Origin of the sequence: Nocardiopsis gilva YIM 90087, from assembly GCF_002263495.1 — a bacterium.
Taxonomy (GTDB): Bacteria; Actinomycetota; Actinomycetes; order Streptosporangiales; family Streptosporangiaceae; genus Nocardiopsis_C; species Nocardiopsis_C gilva.
Genome location: NZ_CP022753.1, coordinates 1,137,020 through 1,153,450 on the forward strand (window position 1 = coordinate 1,137,020; position 16,431 = coordinate 1,153,450).

13 protein-coding genes are annotated in these 16,431 nt (G+C 68.9%); 7 read left to right on the plus strand and 6 right to left on the minus strand.

Annotated elements, in window-relative coordinates; all coding sequences use genetic code 11:
• Positions 1 to 3 precede the first annotated feature (3 nt).
• The 6 genes from CDO52_RS05470 to CDO52_RS05495 all read left to right on the plus strand — a co-directional run bounded on the left by CDO52_RS05470 (position 4) and on the right by CDO52_RS05495 (position 6,481).
• Positions 4 to 999 carry an ATP-binding cassette domain-containing protein gene (locus CDO52_RS05470; protein ID WP_017620211.1) on the plus strand — a complete coding sequence of 332 codons (996 nt, stop codon included), beginning with the start codon at positions 4 to 6 and terminating at the stop codon, positions 997 to 999.
• A gap of 50 nt (positions 1,000 to 1,049) precedes the next feature.
• On the plus strand, positions 1,050 to 2,054 hold the full coding sequence (locus CDO52_RS05475) for a Gfo/Idh/MocA family oxidoreductase (RefSeq protein ID WP_017620210.1): 1,005 nt from the start codon (positions 1,050 to 1,052) through the stop codon (positions 2,052 to 2,054).
• Between the two features lie 22 nt (positions 2,055 to 2,076).
• Complete coding sequence (locus tag CDO52_RS05480) at positions 2,077 to 2,943, plus strand: sugar phosphate isomerase/epimerase family protein (protein WP_017620209.1); 867 nt, start codon at positions 2,077 to 2,079, stop codon at positions 2,941 to 2,943.
• Positions 2,944 to 3,160: 217 nt separating this feature from the next.
• Positions 3,161 to 3,934 carry an SDR family NAD(P)-dependent oxidoreductase gene (locus CDO52_RS05485; RefSeq protein WP_026126082.1) on the plus strand — a complete coding sequence of 258 codons (774 nt, stop codon included), beginning with the start codon at positions 3,161 to 3,163 and terminating at the stop codon, positions 3,932 to 3,934.
• Between the two features lie 13 nt (positions 3,935 to 3,947).
• Positions 3,948 to 4,712 carry a crotonase/enoyl-CoA hydratase family protein gene (locus tag CDO52_RS05490; RefSeq protein WP_017620207.1) on the plus strand — a complete coding sequence of 255 codons (765 nt, stop codon included), beginning with the start codon at positions 3,948 to 3,950 and terminating at the stop codon, positions 4,710 to 4,712.
• 305 nt (positions 4,713 to 5,017) lie between these two features.
• The gene (locus tag CDO52_RS05495; RefSeq protein WP_017620206.1) at positions 5,018 to 6,481 is read left to right on the plus strand and encodes an amino acid permease; all 1,464 of its coding nucleotides are present in this window, start codon (positions 5,018 to 5,020) and stop codon (positions 6,479 to 6,481) included.
• A gap of 90 nt (positions 6,482 to 6,571) precedes the next feature.
• Here CDO52_RS05495 and CDO52_RS05500 read toward each other — a convergent pair whose 3' ends face one another.
• The 6 genes from CDO52_RS05500 to CDO52_RS05530 form a co-directional block, all read right to left on the minus strand.
• A complete protein-coding gene (locus tag CDO52_RS05500) occupies positions 6,572 to 8,158 on the minus strand; it encodes an NCS1 family nucleobase:cation symporter-1 (protein WP_051060851.1) in 1,587 nt (528 codons plus the stop codon).
• 250 nt (positions 8,159 to 8,408) lie between these two features.
• The gene (locus CDO52_RS05505; RefSeq protein ID WP_017620204.1) at positions 8,409 to 9,416 is read right to left on the minus strand and encodes a TIGR03842 family LLM class F420-dependent oxidoreductase; all 1,008 of its coding nucleotides are present in this window, start codon (positions 9,414 to 9,416) and stop codon (positions 8,409 to 8,411) included.
• 33 nt (positions 9,417 to 9,449) lie between these two features.
• Entirely contained in the window at positions 9,450 to 10,865 is a 1,416-nt protein-coding gene (gene hydA / locus CDO52_RS05510) for a dihydropyrimidinase (protein ID WP_017620203.1), read from the minus strand.
• A 100-nt stretch (positions 10,866 to 10,965) separates the two neighbouring features.
• Positions 10,966 to 11,808, minus strand: a complete 843-nt coding sequence (locus CDO52_RS05515; RefSeq protein WP_094932228.1) for a nitrilase-related carbon-nitrogen hydrolase — start codon at positions 11,806 to 11,808, stop codon at positions 10,966 to 10,968.
• Between the two features lie 343 nt (positions 11,809 to 12,151).
• Entirely contained in the window at positions 12,152 to 12,922 is a 771-nt protein-coding gene (locus CDO52_RS27205; RefSeq protein ID WP_152471764.1) for a hypothetical protein, read from the minus strand.
• A 376-nt stretch (positions 12,923 to 13,298) separates the two neighbouring features.
• Entirely contained in the window at positions 13,299 to 14,657 is a 1,359-nt protein-coding gene (locus CDO52_RS05530) for an aspartate aminotransferase family protein (RefSeq protein WP_017620200.1), read from the minus strand.
• A 315-nt stretch (positions 14,658 to 14,972) separates the two neighbouring features.
• Between CDO52_RS05530 and CDO52_RS05535 the strand changes: the two genes are divergently transcribed.
• Complete coding sequence (locus tag CDO52_RS05535) at positions 14,973 to 16,427, plus strand: gamma-aminobutyraldehyde dehydrogenase (RefSeq protein WP_017620199.1); 1,455 nt, start codon at positions 14,973 to 14,975, stop codon at positions 16,425 to 16,427.
• Positions 16,428 to 16,431: the final 4 nt, after the last annotated feature.

Genomic DNA, 16,431 nt, shown 5'->3' on the forward strand with positions numbered 1-16,431 from the left:
GCGATGACCAAGACCACCAAGCCGGAAACAGGAGTGGCCGCGCCGGCGCCCCGGCGGCACGGCGACTCCTCGGCGCCGGTCCTTCAGCTGAAGGGCGTCGGCAAGTCATTCGGCAACATCAAGGCGCTGTCCGGGATCGACCTCAAGGTCAGCTCCGGAGAGGTGACCTGCATCCTTGGCGACAACGGTGCCGGGAAGTCCACCCTGATCAAGATCATCGCCGGTCTGCACGCGCCCACCGCGGGCGAGTACATGGTCGACGGTGAGCCGGTGCACTTCTCCTCGCCGCGCGAGGCCCTGGACCGCGGGATCGCCACCGTCTACCAGGACCTGGCGATGGTGTCGCTGATGCCGGTCTGGCGGAACTTCTTCCTCGGATCGGAGCTGCGCACCGGGTTCGGCCCGGTCAAGATGCTCGAAGTCGACAAGATGCGCCGCATCGCCGACGAAGAGCTGAAGAAGATGGGCATCGACCTGCCCGACATCGACGCGCCAATCAGCAACCTCTCGGGCGGCCAGAAGCAGGTCGTGGCGATCGCCCGCGCGGTCTACTTCGGCGCCCGCGTCCTGATCCTGGACGAGCCGACGGCGGCGCTCGGCGTCAAGCAGTCGGGTGTGGTGCTGAAGTACATCAACGCGGCGCGCGAGGCGGGACTGGGCGTCATCTTCATCACCCACAACCCGCACCACGCGTTCATGGTCGGCGACCACTTCGCGGTGCTCAAGCTCGGCCAGATGGAGCTGGACGCTCCCCGCTCCGAGCTGAGCCTGGACGACCTCACGCACCACATGGCGGGTGGCGCGGAGCTCGACGCGCTGGAGCACGAGCTCACGCGCGGCGGGACACCCGAGGTCCATCCCTTGCACGACGTCTCGGCAAAGGAGCTGAAGGGCGTCGGCGCGGCGATCCAGGCGGCGGACGCGGTCTCCGAGGAGGGAGCGGAGAGCGCGTCGGCCGAAGCCTCCGGAGGCGCCGCCACGAAACCGTCGGCCGACTGACGGACTTGGACAGTCGGCTCCCGGAAACACGTAGCAGGAAGGACAGCCACATGACCGTCAACGTCGGCGTCATCGGCGCTGGCATGATCGGCGCCGACCACGTCCGCAGACTCTCCACCATCGTGAGCGGGGCCCAGGTCACCGCGGTGACCGACATCGACGCCGATCGGGCCGCGTCGGTCGCCGCGGGCGTGGGCGCACGATCGCTGGCCACCGGACAGGAGGTGATCGACGCCGCGGACGTGGACGCGGTGCTGGTCACCTCCTGGGGGCCGGCGCACGCGGAGTCGGTGCTCGGCGCCATCGCGGCGGGCAAGCCGGTGTTCTGTGAGAAGCCGCTGGCCACCACGGCCGAGGACTGCCACAAGATCATCGACGCCGAGACCGCGCACGGGCGGCGCCTGGTGCAGGTCGGGTTCATGCGCCGGTACGACGCCGGGTACCGCGCTATGAAGCAGGTCATCGACAGCGGGGAGATCGGAACCCCGCTGATGGTGCACTGCGCGCACCGCAACCCGACCGTCCCGGAGCGCTACCACTCCGAGATGGCCACGCACGACACCGCCGTGCACGAGATCGACACGGTCCGCTGGCTGCTGGGCGACGAGATCGTCTCGGCGCAGGTGCTCACCCCCCGCAGGACCAGCCACCGGTTCGAGCACCTGCAGGACCCGCAGATCATGCTGTTCGAGACCGCCGAGGGCGCCCGCGTCGACGTCGAGGTGTTCGTCAACTGCCAGTACGGCTACGACATCCAGTGCGAGGCCGTGGGGGAGACGGGCACCGTGCGGCTGCCCGACCCCGCCGCGCCGGTGGTGCGCAGCGCCGGGCGGCAGAGCGGCCCCGTGCTGCAGGACTGGAAGGACCGCTTCGCCGAGGCCTACGACGTGGAGATCCAGGAGTGGGTGGACTCGGTCGCGGCGGGCGCGGTGAGCGGCCCCAGCTCGTGGGACGGCTACGCCGCGGCGATGATCTGCGACGCCAACGTGGAGGCGCTGCACACCGGGGAGATCGTCAGCACCGGCCTGAAGGACCGTCCGGCCTTCTACGCCTGACCGACACGAGGAGTCCTACGCCGTGAAGATCGCCCTTGATCCGTACATGTTCCGCGGTCTGCCGATGGCCGAGATGGTGCGGACCGTCGCGGACATCGGCTACCGCCATATCGAGCTGTCGCCGCGTGCGGAGTTCATGCCGTTCTTCCTGCATCCGCGGGCCGACGACGACAAAGTCGCCGAGCTGCGCAAAGTGCTGCGGGAGACCGGGGTGGAGCTGTCCAGCGTGCTGCCGCTGTACAAGTGGTCCAGCCCGATCGAGGAGGAGCGCCAGGCGGCGGTCCGCTACTGGAAGCGGATGATCGAGGTCACTGTCGAGCTGGGCTGCGACCTGATGAACTCCGAGTTCAACGGGCGCCCGGAGAAGGCGGCGGAGAGCGAGGCCGCGTTCTGGAAGTCGATGGAGGAGCCGCTGCCCGTCTTCGAGCGCGAGGGGGTCTCCCTCAACCTCGAAGCGCACCCGGGTGACTTCTGCGAGGTCAACGAGCCGGCCGTGGACCTGGTGCGGGCCATCAACAAGCCCTGGGTGAACTACCTGTACTGCGCGCCGCACACCTTCCACCTGTCCGGGGACGACCCGGGCGCGGACATCCGCGGGATGATGCGGTACGCCGGGGACAAGCTCCAGCACCTGCACATCGCGGACTCCTTCAACCACAAGGGGTCCTCGGGGCTGCGCTACATCCTCAAGCCGCCGGGGACCCCGGCGCGGATCCACCAGCACCTGGACATCGGGCAGGGCGAGGTGGACTGGGACGTGTTCTTCTCGACGCTGCGCGACATGGAGTTCGACGGGGTCGCCACCGTCTGCGTGTTCGCCTGGGAGGAGCGCGCCCGGGAGTCGAGCGAGTTCATGCTGCAGCGCGTCAGCAAGGAGCTGGCGGCCTGACCGGCACATTCGTCCCGCACTCGGGAGAATTCTCCAGCCCGGACGCGTCGGAATGCCACGACCTCCCCGGCACAGGAGGTCGACGCGTCCGCGAGCACGTCACGGGGCCCGGCCGGGCCCCGTGACGTGCTCTTTTGTCGGGATTTTGGGTAGTTGAACCGAACAAAACCGAACCCGGTTCTAGTTTTCGCGGCGACAAGTCTGTAGAGTGCCGCGCATGGAGCTGAATGGAGTTGCCGCCCTGGTGTCCGGCGGCGCGAGCGGACTGGGTGAAGCCACCGTCAAGGAACTGGCCACGGCGGGTGCGACCGTCGTCATCGCCGACCTGAACGCCGAGCGCGGCGAGGCGCTGGCCAAGGAGGTCGGTGGCGTCTTCGTCACCACCGACGTGTCCGACGAGGACCAGGTCGCCGCTGCGGTCCAAGCCGCCGTCGACACGGGGAAGCCGCTGCGCGTGGCCGTCTCCTGCGCCGGGATCGGCTGGGCGACCCGCACGGTCAACCGCGACGGGCAGCCGCACGACCTCGCGAGCTACAAGAAGGTCATCGACGTCAACCTGATCGGCACGTTCAACGTGGTGCGCCTGGCGGCGGCCGCGATGGGCAAGACCGACCCGATCAACGAGGACGGCGAGCGCGGCGCGATCGTCAACACCGCCTCGCTGGCCGGGATCGAGGGGCAGATCGGACAGATCGCCTACTCGTCCTCCAAGGGCGGCATCATCGGCATGACCGTCCCGGCCGCGCGCGACCTCGCCGCGATCGGCGTCCGCGTCAACACGGTGGCGCCGGGCATCCTGGACACGCCCATCTACGGCCAGGGGCCGGAGTCCGACGCGTTCAAGGAGCGCCTGGCCGCACCGGTGCCCTTCCCCAAGCGCCTGGGGACCGCCGCGGAGTTCGGCAAGCTGGTCCGCTCGCTGGTCGAGATCAGCTACATCAACGCGGAGGTGGTCCGGATCGACGGCGGCCTGCGCATGCAGCCCAAGTAAGGGAAAGGCCATCATGAGCGACGAGGTGCTGTACACGGCCGAGGACGGCGTCGCCGTCATCACCATCAACCGGCCCAAGGCGAAGAACTCCGTCAACGCGGCGGTGGCGCGCGGCATCGCCGATGCCCTGGACGACCTCGACGCCCGCACGGACCTGGTTGTCGGCATCATCACCGGCGCGGAGGGCACGTTCTGCGCGGGGATGGACCTGAAGGCGTTCATGCAGGGCGAGGTCCCGATCGTCGAGGGCCGCGGCTTCGCCGGATTCGCCCAGCGTGGCCCGAAGAAGCCCCTGATCGCCGCGGTCGAGGGCTACGCCCTGGCCGGCGGCTTCGAGGCCGTACTCGCCTGCGACCTCGTGGTGGCCGCCGAGGACGCCACATTCGGCATCCCCGAGGTCACCCGCGGCCTGGTCGCCGGCGGCGGCGGACTGCTCCGTCTGCAGCACCGCATCCCGCGCAACATCGCCATGGAACTCGCCCTCACCGGCGACAAGGTCCCGGCCCCGCGCATGGCCGAGCTCGGCCTGGTCAACCACGTCACCCCCAACGGCGGTGCCCTGGCCGAAGCCAAGGCTCTCGCCACCAGGATCGCCGCCAACGCACCGATGGCGGTCGCGGTGACCAAGCGGGTGATCACGGAATCCACCGACTGGCCGACCGACACCATGTGGTCCCAGCAAGACGAGCTCATCAGCCCCGTCTTCACCAGCCACGACGCCATGGAAGGCGCCGCAGCCTTCGCCGAACGCCGCCCCCCGGTCTGGAAGGGCGAGTGACCGGGCGCTGAAACCCGTGTCGGCCCCCATGCAGTGGAGCAGTGGGGGCCGACGTATGTCTGCGCCCGGTGACGATCCGGGTGTGCTCCGGGAGCACCCGACGGTCCGGAACGGGGTGTGAAGGTAAAAATCTACGCCTGGGTAATGTGCGGGAAGCCAGCGTGAGGAGTATTTCCGACAAACTCAGAGGGAAATCATCGGATGACCCCGTGGCGGAGTCACAGGGTGACCTGCGTTACGCTCCCTCCTGGCGTGCCGACTGGCCCGCACTGCAACGGAGCAGAGCATATGAATGCAGGGGATCGATGAGCGAAGAGACGCTTTCGCGTGACCCCGAGCGGTCGACGGGGACCCCCGTCGACGCCGGAGACGCCGGGTACAGCAAGGCGCTGCAGGCCCGCCACATCAACATGATCGCCATCGGCGGCGCCATCGGTACGGGGCTGTTCCTCGGGGCAGGCGGGCGGCTGCATGAGGCCGGACCCGCGCTCGCGCTCGTCTACGCCGTCTGCGGGCTCTTCGCCTTCTTCGTCGTCCGGGCGCTGGGCGAACTCATCCTGCACCGCCCGTCGTCCGGCTCCTTCGTCTCCTACGCGCGCGAGTTCATGGGGGAGAAGGGCGCCTACGTCGGCGGCTGGCTCTACTTCCTCAACTGGGGGACCACCGGCATCGCCGACATCACCGCCGTGGCGATGTACACGCACTACTGGAGCATGTTCAGCGACATCCCGCAGTGGGTGATGGCGCTGGCCGCGCTGGCCGTCGTGCTCGTCGTCAACCTGATCTCGGTGAAGATCTTCGGCGAGCTGGAGTTCTGGTTCGCGATCATCAAAGTCGTCGCTCTGGTCGTGTTCATGCTGATCGGCATCGGCCTGCTGGTGAGCGGCCACCAGGTGGGCGGGTACGAGAGTGGCCCGCACCTCCTCGTCGACAACGGCGGGTTCTTCCCGACCGGGTTGCTCCCGGTCGTGCTGGTGGTCCAGGGCATCGTCTTCGCCTACGCGTCCGTCGAGCTGGTCGGCGTCACGGCGGGGGAGACCGCCGAGCCCGAGAAGATCATGCCCAAGGCGATCAACTCGATCATGTGGCGGATCGGGATCTTCTACGTCGGCTCGGTGCTGCTGCTGGCCATGCTGCTGCCCTTCGGGGTCTACGAGGAGGGCACGAGCCCGTTCGTGACGGTGATGACCGAGCTCGGCGTCCCGGCGGCGGGCGACGTGATGAACCTGGTCGTGCTGACCGCAGCGATGTCCAGCCTCAACTCGGGTCTGTACTCCACGGGCCGCATCCTGCGCTCCATGGCGATGTCCGGCTCGGCCCCCGGCTTCACCGGCGTGATGAGCCGGAACCAGGTCCCCTACGGCGGCATCCTGCTGACCTGCGCCGTCTACGCCGTCGGTGTCGGCGTCAACTATGTGGTGCCCTCGCAGGCCTTCGAGATCGTGCTGAACTTCGCGGCGATCGGCATCATCGGCACCTGGGGCATGATCCTCCTCAGCCACCTCGTCTTCTGGTTCCGCAGCGAGCAGGGCCTGGTCGAACGCCCCTCCTACCAGCTGCCCTGGTCCCCGTGGACGCAGATCATCACCCTGGTGTTCTTCGCGGCGGTCCTCGGCCTGATGTGGTTCGACGAACCCGCCGGCCGGATCACCGTCCTGTCGATCCCGGTGATCGCCCTCGCACTGGTAGGCGGCTGGTACCTGGTCCGCGGCAAGGTCAACGCCATCGCCGCGGAGCGGGAGAGGGCCGAGGCGACGGTCCAGGAGTAGGCGGCGGACAACGGCCGGGAACGGCCCGCACGGCGTCTCGACGGGGGTGGAGCGGTACCGCTCCACCCCCGTCGGCGTTGGTGGAACCAGTCAGGCCGTCGGCTCGGTCTCCTCCGCTTGGGTCGGCTCGGCGGCGGCCGCCGCCGAACGGTCCTCGGTGAAGCGGCGCTCCGGGACGAACCGGCTGAGCGCCCCGTGGATGAGCAGAGCGGCGAGGAAGCCGACCGCCCAGCTGTAGTCGGCAAGGGGTTTGAGGAAGGGAATGAGGCCCGCCTCGGGGAAGGGCCCGCTGCCGGGGGCGGAATAGGAACCGCCGATGGCGAGGACGCCGCCGACCGCGAAGGCGGTCAGGGCGCGCCAGTTCCAGCCGCCGCGGTACCAGAAGTCGGCGTCGCGCAGGTAGAGCGCGTCCAGGCGGAGGCGGGTGCGACGGAGGAACCAGTAGTCGGCGATCAGGATCCCGGCGACCGTGCCAAGCAGTCCGCCCACAGTGCCGAGCCAGGTGAAGATGTAGACGCTCGGGCTCTCGATCAGCTTCCACGGGAAGATGAGAACGCTGATGACGCAGGTGATGATCGCTCCGGTCCGGAAGCTGATCAGTCGCGGCGCCAGGTTGGACAGGTCGTAGGCCGGGCCGACGAGGTTGGCCGCGATGTTGGTGGAGATCGTCGCCATCAGCACGACGACCAGCGCGAAGATCACGCCCACCGTGCTGTCCATGCGCGCCGCCAGCTGCACCGGGTCCCAGATCGGCTCGCCGTAGACCGCCTGCGAGCCCGAAGTCACGAGCACCGACAGCAGCGCGAACGCCGTCATCGTCGTCGGCAGGCCCAGCGACTGGCCGCGCAGTTGCGCCTTCTGGCTGCCACTGAACCGGGTGAAGTCGGAGATGTTCAGCGAGAGCGTCGACCAGAACCCGATCATCCCCATCAGTGCGGGGAAGAAGACCACCCAGAACTCCGGGCCCCACCCGAGTTGTGAGGGCTGCGACAGCATCCGGCCGAGGCCGCCCGCCTGGCGCGCCATCCACACCAGCAGCGCCACCCCGCCGATCAGCATGAACGGCGCCGCCCAGTCCTGCAGTCGGCGCACCGCCTCCATGCCCCAGGAGATGACGGCGACCTGCAGCGCCCAGAAGAGCAGGAAGGACAGCCACATCGTCCACGGCTCGCCACCGATGGCCGCGGAATCGTTCCAGGACGGGCCGAGCAGCCGCCCGGTCAGGAAGAAGATGCCCTGGCCGCCGATCCATGTTTGGATGCCGAACCACCCGCACGCTGTCGCGCCGCGCAGCAGGGCGGGGAGGTTGGCGCCCCGGACGCCGAACGCGGCGCGGGCGAAGACGGGGAAGGGGATCCCGTACTTCGCGCCCGCGTGCCCGGTGAGCACCATCGGGAGGAGAACGATGATGTTGCCCAGCGCGATGGTGAGAACCGCCTGCTTCCAGTCCATTCCCAGCGCGACGAGGCCCCCGGCCAGACTCCACGACGGGATGTTGACGGCCATGCCCACCCACAGCGCGCTGAAGTCGTAGGTACTCCAGTTCCGCTGCTCCATTCGCAGGGGGCGCAGGTCGTCGTTGACGTATCCGGTGTCGGGGAGCGGCGCGTCCGGCGACAGCGACACTCGTCCATCGGGGTGCGTCACCTGGCGCGGCTGTGCTGCTGCGGTGCTCATGTCGGCCTCGTTCTCGCTCGCGTGGGGGAATGGGCACGACACTGTGCACCGGTGCTCTGGATGACTGGAGGGCTGAGTGGGGGATGGCGGAGGTCGGGAACTGTCATTTGTGGCGAAATGACTGATGAGTCCGCGTCTTCTCTATTATCCAGGGCAACCAGCGTGCGGCGGAATGGGCGGGGTCGTACGTCGGGCCGGACGCCGTGCGCCGGGGTATCGGCGCCCGGCCCGGGTCTGTGTCGGTGCCGTGTCACAGGGCGGGGATGACGTGCTTTCCGTAGGCGTCGATCGTCCCGTCGATGTCGTCGTGCATGGCGTAGACGGCGAACTGGTCCACGCCCAGCTCGCGCAGCCGCCGCAGCTTCTCGACGTGGGCTTCCGCCGGGCCGATCAGGCAGAACCGGTCTACGATCTCGTCGGGCACGAATGCGGTGTCGGGGTTTCCCGTCCGGCCGTGGTGGCGGTAGTCGTAGCCCTCTCGCTCCTTGATGTAGGCGGTGAGGGCCTCGGGCACCACGTCGGAGTGCTCGCCGTAGCGGGAGACCAGGTCGGCCACGTGGTTGCCGACCATGCCGCCGAACCAGCGGCACTGTTCCAGGGCGTGCGCCCGCTGCTCCGCTCCGCCGTCGGTGACGTACGCGGGCGCCGCCACGCAGACGGTCACGTCGTCCGGTCGCCGTCCAGCCTCCGCCGCCGCCTCGCGCACGGCCTTGACCATCCACTCGGTCAGATAGGGGTCGGCCAGCTGCAGGATGAAGCCGTCGGCCTGGTGCCCGACCAGGGCCAGCGCCTTGGGTCCGTAGGCTCCCATCCACACCGGCAGCCGACCGTCGCGCACCCACGGAAACCGCATGGGCGACCCGTCGACCTCGGCCTCGCGCCCCTCGGCCAGATCCTTGATGGCGTGCATGGCTTCGCTGAGCCGGGCGAGTGTGGCCGGTCGGCGCCCGGCCACGCGCATCGCCGAATCGCCGCGCCCGATGCCGCAGACCGTGCGGTTGCCGTACATGTCGTTGAGCGTGGCGAACGTGGAGGCCGTCACCTCCCACGTCCTGGTGTGCGGGTTGGTCACCATCGGGCCGACGACCATCCGCTCGGTTTGGTCGAGGACGCGGCTGTAGATGACGAACGGCTCCTGCCACAGCACGCAGGAGTCGAAGGTCCACCCGTGGCTGAACCCGGCCCGCTCGGCGCTGCGCATGCGTTCCACCAGCGTGCTCGCCGGCGGGTCGGTCTGGAGTACGAGACCGAAATCCACGGTTCCTCCCCGTAATTCAGCGTCGGAAAAGCGTCAGGTCAGGTAGTCGCAGGTGGAACGCGGCACGTAGCGGCCGTGGCCAGCGCTGCCGACGTAGGCGTCGTCGTCGATGACCACCCGGCCCCGCGAGAGCACCGTGCGCGGCATCCCCGTGACCCGCTTGCCCTCGTAGGCGGAGTAGTCCACGTTCATGTGGTGGGTCGACGCGGAGATGGTGTGGCGCGCGTTCGGGTCGTAGACGACGATGTCGGCGTCGGCGCCGGGGGAGATGCTCCCCTTGCGCGGATACAGTCCGAACATGCGCGCCGGGGTGGTGCAGGCGAGCTCGATCCACCGGCGGCGCGAGATGTGCCCGTCGACCACCGCCTGGTGCAGCAGGTCCATCCGGTTCTCCACCCCCGGCAGCCCGTTGGGGATCTTGGCGAAGTTCCCGCGACCGAGCTCCTTCTGCCCGGAGAAGCAGAACGGGCAGTGGTCGGTGGAGACCACCGACAGGTCGTTGGTGCGCAGCGCCCGCCACAGCGTCGCCTGGTGCTCGACCGGCCGCAGCGGGGTGGAGCACACGTACTTCGCGCCCCCGAAGTCCGGTTCGGCCAGGTTGTCGACGGACAGGAAGAGGTACTGCGGGCAGGTCTCGCCGAAGACGTTCAGACCCATGTCGCGGGCCTGGGCGAGTTCGGCCACCGCCTCGGACGCCGACACGTGCACGACGTACAGCGGCGCCCCGGCGACGCGGGCGAGCTGGATGGCGCGGTGTGTCGCCTCTGACTCCAGCAGTTCGCGGCGGACCTCGCCGTGGTAGCGCGGGTCGGTCTTGCCGGCCGCCAGAGCCTGCTCGACCAGGACGTCGATGGCGATGCCGTTCTCCGCGTGCATCATGGTCAGCGCGCCGTTGTCGGCGGCCCGCTGCATGGCGCGCAGGATCTTGCCGTCGTCGCTGTAGAACACGCCCGGGTAGGCCATGAACATCTTGAACGAGGTGACGCCCTCGTCCACGAGGACGTCCATCTCCTTGAGGGTGTCCTCGGTGACGTCGGAGACGATGGTGTGGAACGCGTAGTCGATGGCGCACGTGCCCTCGGCCTTGGCGTGCCAGGTGTCCAGCCCTTCGCGTAGGGAGGAGCCGACGGTCTGCACCGCGAAGTCCACGATCGTCGTGGTCCCGCCCCAGGCGGCGGCCCGCGTCCCGGTCTCGAAGGTGTCGCTGGACTGGGTTCCGCCGAAGGGGAACTCCATGTGGGTGTGGGCGTCGATCCCGCCCGGGATGACGTAGTGCCCGGCGGCGTCGATGACGCGCGCGTCGCCCGATGTCCACGACTCGGCGAGGGTGCTGCCGGTGGCGGCCAGCGCGGTGATGCGCTCGCCCTCGACCAGGACGTCGGCGTGCATCTCCTCGGTCGCGCTGATGACGAGTCCGCCGCGGATGACGGTTCGGCCGGTGTCGCTCATGCGGATGTGCCTCCCTGTTCGCCGTTCGCCTGGTCCGCTGCTGCGCTGCCCTGCCATGTCCTGCTGGTCCGCCCGCGGCTCGGCTCTTCCCCGGTGCCGGTCAGCTCTCGGTGAGCAGGTCGTAGGCGTCCGGCCGCCGGTCGCGGTAGAAGGCCCACTGGTGGCGCACCTGGTCGATCAGCCCGAAGTCGAGGTCGCGGACCACCAGCTCGGCCTTGGAGTCGGAGGCGACGTCGCCGACGAACTGGCCGCGCGGGTCGACGAAGTAGCTGGTGCCGTAGAAGTCGTTGTCGCCGTACTCCTCCACGCCGACACGGTTGATGGCCGCGATGAAGTACTCGTTGGCGACGGCGGCCGCCGGCTGCTCCAGCTTCCACAGGTAGGCGGAGAGCCCGCGGTGGGTGGCCGAGGGGTTGTAGACGATCTGGGCACCGGCCAGGCCGAGGGCGCGCCACCCCTCGGGGAAGTGCCGGTCGTAGCAGATGTAGACGCCGACCCGGCCGACCGCGGTGTCGAAGACCGGCCAGCCGAGGTTGCCGGGCCGGAAGTAGAACTTCTCCCAGAAGCCGCGGACCTGGGGGATGTGGTGCTTGCGGTACTTGCCGAGGTAGGAGCCGTCGGCGTCGACGACCGCGGCGGTGTTGTAGTAGAAGCCGGGCCCTTCCACCTCGAAGACGGGCAGGACCATCACCATGCCCAGCTCCTTGGCCAGATCCTGGAAGCGGACGATGGTGGGGCCGTCGGGGACGGGCTCGGCCCAGCGGTAGTGCTCCTCGTCCTGCACCTGGCAGAAGTAGGGGGCGTTGAAGACCTCCTGGAAGCCGATGACCTTGGCACCCTGGTCGGCGGCGGCGCGGGCGTAGGCCTCATGCGCGTCGTTCATGGACGCGGTGTCGCCGGTCCATTCCGTTTGTACGAGTGCGGCGCGAACGGTGTGCGACATGGCCTCTCCTTTGCGCTGTGCCGCCCTGTGGCAGGGGTTTCCGCCCAGGAAGGCAGTGGCTGCGGACGCGCATCGGACCGCGTGCGTCGAACTTAGATACGCAATGTCGTAAAGGTCAATACGCGCGATGTGTCGCCTGGAAGTCGGCCGTGTTTCCTAGATTCGGATTCACGGCGAATTGGGTGGAATGTCCGTCGCGGGGGTGGGGAGGACTGTAGGTTTCGACGATCAGTCGCGCCGTTGGCGGCGCTATTTGGTGGTCGACTACAGGTGGGGGCGAGGCGGATCGCCACCGCCTCGCCCCCACTGTTCGGCTCCTCGGATGTGACAGGAGCGTTCCGGGTCAGCGCGCATGCCGGCCGCGCCGTCGGGGCCGCTTGGTGAGCTTCATCAGCGCGGCGCCGAGCGTGGCCGACCCCATGCCGAGGAGCGCGATCCCCGCGACCGGTGCACCGGTGACCGGGAGCTTGGGCTCCTCCGGTGGCTCCGGCTTCGGCGGTGTCGGTTTCGGTGGCTCCGGCTTGGGCGGGTTCGGTTTCGGTGGCTCCGGTTTCGGAGGCTTCGGTTTCGGTGGCTTGGGCGGTGGTGGCGGCTCGTCGTCGTAGTAGCCGTCGAAGCTGCCAGGCCCCCCAGGACCGCCATGCGGGCCAGGCGGGCCAGGCCCGTCCAACGGATGTGGCGGCGGCCCTGGTACGTGGACGTCCGGGCCGCCGAACGGATCGAATGGATGCGGTACGTCGATCGGCGGAATGAACGGATGCGGAATGTGGATCGGCGGCGGGCCGCCCTTCTTCTCGCCCGCGCCGTCCTCCGCGGACGGCGTGCTGCCGGACGATTCCTCCGCCGGCTCCCTCGACGGCGCGCTGGAGGACTCACTGGAGGAGTCCTCGGGCGCCTCGCTGGACGAGTTGGCGGAGGATGTGTCGGACGACTTCCCGCTGGTGCCGGACTGGAGCTCCGAGACGTCAGGCAGGATGTCGGCCACCTTGGCGGCCTCCTCCGCCGGGTCCGTCACCGGCTCGGCCACCGGTTTCGTGGCAGGGATCCGGGCCCTTTCGTCCTCCGCCAGGGCGGTGGGCGCCCCGAGGGCGACGACGGCCGTTGTGATTCCCACCGCTGTCATTCCGATTATGGGTCTCATCAATTTACCCCCAATTTCGGTAAAGACGACGCGTGCCCGGTGACGAGACATGAACCGTCAAAAGCGTCATCTCTGCGTACATAGGAACATCAGAAATAGGTGTTCTTGATGCAGGACACGCCGGAAAGCTGACATCAGCTGTGCAGGTGGGAGGGTATGTCGGGGTGGTGCGGATTTTCTATTGAATGTCCGTTCGGTGGGATTCTGTCCCCGTGGAAACAGCGTCGAATCCGCGCCGGGAGAACGTCGGATTTCGTTGTGGTGGAGGGGATCGCGGAATGCGCGAGGGGTCCGACCCGTGGTCGGGCCGGACCCCTCGTTCTGTTCGTTCGGTTCGTTCCGTGTCGGGCTAGAGCATGCCCCAGGCCTCGGTGAGGACCCCGCGCAGGATCTGCTCGATCTCGTCGAAGTGCTCCTGGCCGCAGACGAGCGGCGGCGAGAGCTGGATGACGGGGTCGCCGCGGTCGTCGGCGCGGCAGATCAGCCCCGCGTCGAACAGTGCGGGCGACAGGAATCCCTTGAGCAGGCGGGTGGCCTCCTCGCCGGTGAAGGTCTCCTTGGTCGCCTTGTCCTTGACCAGCTCGATGCCGTAGAAGTAGCCGTCGCCGCGCACGTCCCCGACGATCGGCAGGTCGAGCAGCTTCTCCAGGGTGGCGCGGAACGCCGGGGCGTTGTGCCGGACGTGGTCCGGCAGCTTCTCCTTCTCGAAGATGTCCAGGTTGGCCAGTGCCGCCGCGGCCGCCACCGGGTGCCCGGCGAAGGTGATGCCGTGCAGGAACGCCGCCCCCTTGCGCTGGAACGGCTCCATCAGGCGCTCGCGGGCGATGACCCCGCCCAGCGGGACGTATCCCGAGGTCGCGCCCTTGGCGAAGGTGATCATGTCCGGCAGGTAGCCGAACCGCTCAGCGCCGAAGTACGCACCGACCCGCCCGAAGGCGCAGATCACCTCGTCCGACACGAGCAGCACGCCGTGCCGGTCGCAGATCTCCCGGACCCGCTCGAAGTAGCCGGGCGGCGGCGGGAAGCAGCCGCCGGAGTTCTGCACCGGCTCCAGGTAGACCGCGGCGACGGTCGCCGGGTCGTTCTGCACGATCGCCTCCTCGATCTGGTCGGCGGCCCAGCGGCCGAAGGCCTCGGGGTCGTCGCCGTGCACGGGGGCGCGGTAGATGTTGGTGTTCGGCACCTGGACCGTGCTCGGCACCAGCGGCTCGAACTGGGTCTTCAGCGCCTGCACGCCGGTGATCGACAGCGCGCCGAGCGACGTGCCGTGGTAAGCGATCCGGCGGCTGATGACCTTGTGCCGGGTGGGCTGGCCGATGGCCTTGAAGTACTGCCGCGCCAGCTTCCACGCCGACTCCACCGCCTCGGACCCGCTGGTGGTGAAGAAGACCCGGTTTAGGTCACCGGGGGCCAGGGCGGCGAGGCGCTCGGCGAGCTCGATCGCGGTGGGGTGGGCGTAGGTCCAGATGGGGAAGTAGGCGAGCCGTTTGGCCTGGTCGGCGATGGCCTCAGCGATCTCGGTGCGCCCGTGGCCCACCTGGGAGACGAACAGCCCGGCCAGGCCGTCGAGGCGGCGCCGCCCGTCCGCGCCGTAGACGTAGGCGCCCTCGCCGTGGGTGATGACCGGCACGTCGGTGTCGGCGTAGGCGGCCATCTCGGTGAAGTGCATCCACAGGTGGTCCTTGGCCGCCTGCTGCAGTTCGGGCATCGAGCGGCCGACGGTTGGCTGTGCTGTCACGTGGCTCCCCCTGGGGTGGTGTGGAGATCGCGGGGACGGGGCCGCTCGGCGGCCGGTCGTCGCGGGGGACCATCCGGTGGTCGACCCAATGAAATAGTCGCATCCGATCGTGTTCTGTCAAGTATCAGTGGTGAAACCCGATTTTTACTGCGGAATCCCTTGCGCTGGTAGGGGGTGTCTGTCAGTGTTGCGAATCACAACCGATCCGCGACCCGCCACAACCCCGCACCCCAGCACCCCTGTAACCCCCCTGGACGAGCAGCAGACCAGCAGAGGAGATGGCGCGTGTCCCAGCACCCCGAACCGCCCCGGCGACTGCGCAACTTCGTCAACGGCGCCTACGTCGACGCCGCTGACGGCCGCACCACCGACATCGTCGATCCGGCCACCGGGGAGGTCTTCGCCGAGGCGCCGCTGTCCTCGGCCGCCGACGTCGACGCGGCCTTCCGCACCGCCTCCGACGCCTTCGAGAACGGCTGGCGCGACACCACACCGGCGGAACGGCAGATCGCGCTCAACAAGTTCGCCGACGCCGTCGAGGAGCGGGCCGACGAACTCGTCGCGGCGGAGGTCCGCAACTGCGGCAAGCCGGTGCAGATGACCAAGGACGAGGAGATCTGGCAGGTCACCGACGCCCTGCGGTTCTTCGCCGGGGCCGCCCGCAACCTGGAGGGCAAGGCCGCGGGCGAGTACATGGCCGACCACACCTCCTGGATCCGCCGCGAGCCCATCGGCGTCGTCGGCCAGATCACGCCGTGGAACTACCCCATGGCGATGGCCGCATGGAAGATCGGGCCGGCGCTGGCCGCCGGGGACACGATCGTGCTCAAGCCCTCCGACACCACACCCGTCTCCACGCTCCTGCTCGCCGAGATCGCCGCCGAGTTCCTGCCGCCGGGCGTCTTCAACGTCGTCACCGGCGACCGCGACACCGGCCGCGCCCTCGTCGAGCACGCCGCGCCCCGGCTGATCTCGCTGACCGGCTCGACCCGTGCCGGGTTCGAGGTCGCGCGGAGCGGATCGGCCGACCTCAAGCGCCTCCACCTGGAACTGGGCGGCAAGGCCCCGGTCATCGTGTTCGACGACGCCGACGTCGAGAAGGCGGCCGAGGGCATCGCCGGGGCCGGGTACTTCAACGCGGGCCAGGACTGCACCGCCGCCACGCGCGTGCTCGCCGCCCCCGGCGTCCACGACGACCTCGCCGCGGCGCTCGCCGACCAGGCAGCGAAGACCACGACCGCCGGCCCCGACGTCGCCGACGCCGACTACGGCCCACTGAACAACGCGAACCAGCTCGACCGCGTCAGCGGCTTCGTCGACCGGGTGCCCGACCACGCCGAGGTGCTGGCCGGCGGGTCACGCGTCGGCGACCGCGGCTACTTCTACGCCCCCACCGTCGTCTCCGGTCTGCGCCAGGGCGATGAGATGGTCACCGACGAGGTCTTCGGCCCGGTCATCACCGTGCAGCGGTTCGACTCCGAGGACACCGCCGTGAACTGGGCCAACTCGGTACGCTACGGACTGGCCTCCAGCGTGTGGACCCGGGACCACGCCCGCGCCCTGCGCGTCTCGCGGCGGCTGGACTTCGGGTGTGTCTGGATCAACACGCACATCCCCCTCGTCGCGGAGATGCCGCACGGCGGGTTCAAGCACTCCGGCTACGGGAAGGACCTCTCCCTTTACAGCCTGGAGGACTACACCCGGATCAAGCACGTCATGAGCTACATCGGCCAGGACTGACAGG